This window comes from Campylobacter sp. BCW_6871 (assembly GCF_001762325.1).
Classification (GTDB): domain Bacteria; phylum Campylobacterota; class Campylobacteria; order Campylobacterales; family Campylobacteraceae; genus Campylobacter_D; species Campylobacter_D jejuni.
The window spans coordinates 1-1,314 of the sequence record NZ_MJWQ01000027.1 but is presented as its reverse complement, the minus strand read 5'-3'; the positions used below and the strand labels follow the sequence as shown (position 1 = coordinate 1,314).

General features: G+C 24.8%; 1 protein-coding gene and 1 pseudogene. Both read right to left on the bottom strand.

From position 1 onward, the window contains the following. A pseudogene (locus AJ930_RS02585) lies at positions 1-185 on the bottom strand (hypothetical protein); the annotation flags it as partial. 7 nt (positions 186-192) lie between these two features. Beyond that, on the bottom strand, positions 193-1,314 hold a 1,122-nt coding region (locus AJ930_RS10250; protein WP_186820855.1), incomplete at its 5' end, for a lipase family protein.

The window sequence follows — 1,314 nt, the reverse complement described above, 5'->3', positions numbered from 1 at the left end:
GTGGAGTTTAGGAAGATATAAGCTTGATAGTTTTGAAGTTCTTCAAAAGTAAAATCTGTCGTTGCTTCTAATTTATAAAGTTCATCATAAATACTTTGACAATCAATGATGCTTTTATTTTCACAAAACAAATAAATACTTTTTTTATCTTTATGAATAGAATATAAAAAGTCTTTACCTATCATAATTTTCCTAAATAATACCTATTTTAGCTTTTCCATTAAAATACAAAGCTTGTGATATTTTACAAACTCCACCTAAATATTGCTCATCCCAAATTTGATCTTTTATTTTATAACTTTTTGAATTATATCCATATATTTTTGTTATATTATTAATATTTTTAAGACATTTCATATCTTTATAAACCACAATAAAAATTCTAAATTCCCCAATGGCAATTTTATGAGCTAAATTTTCTTGATTATTAATAAAGGAACAATCTTTTCTGTATTTATTAAAATCATTTTTATCAAGAATTAAAATGTATTTTTCTTTTTCTTGTGCCTTTAAAATAAAATCTATGATTTTTGTTTGACTAATGGTAGGAGTTTTATAACTTGTATAATAATTATCTCCAAGCTCTTCTAAAATACCATTTGTTTCTTGCATTATGGTGGCTATTAATGAAAGAAAATATTCAAAATGATTGATTTTTTCTGGAGAACTTCTAAAAAGTCCAAGAGGTCCATTTTTAAGAGCGAAATTTTTATTATTAATAGCATTATTTTTTAACACAAAAGTTTCTGTATAAATTTGAATATTTTTCATAAAATGATTAAGATACTCTATACACTCACTAAGGCTTTTATCTTTGACTTTGTTATGGTTAGCATCTAATTCTAAAAGATAGGAATAAAAATAGAGAGTATTAACAAGAGGTTTTATAGAGTGATCATTTTTCCCTGTATATATACCTAAAGCATTGCTTGCACCATATTGAGCTGAAGCAATGATTTCAATTTTACCATTATCATAAATATGAGTGATTTTTTCTGAAACATCTATAGTGTATTTTCCTAAAAGATCTTGCATAATTTTTATAGTATTAGGGTTGATAGCTATATTAGGAAAATTCCAACCATAAACACTAGGGGAATTAAAAGTATAAACTTCATTAGGGCTAAAAGATAATTTGTCTTTATATTTAATATCGCAATATATCAAAGCCATTTGAGCTAAATACCCACCCAATGAATGTCCTACAAATATAATTCTTTTGTGTTTGTTTTTGATTATTTTATTTACTTGTTCTAAAAATTCTAAAAGAAAAGAAGATTGGATATTGCCATTGAGGGATAGAGTTATGTCTTG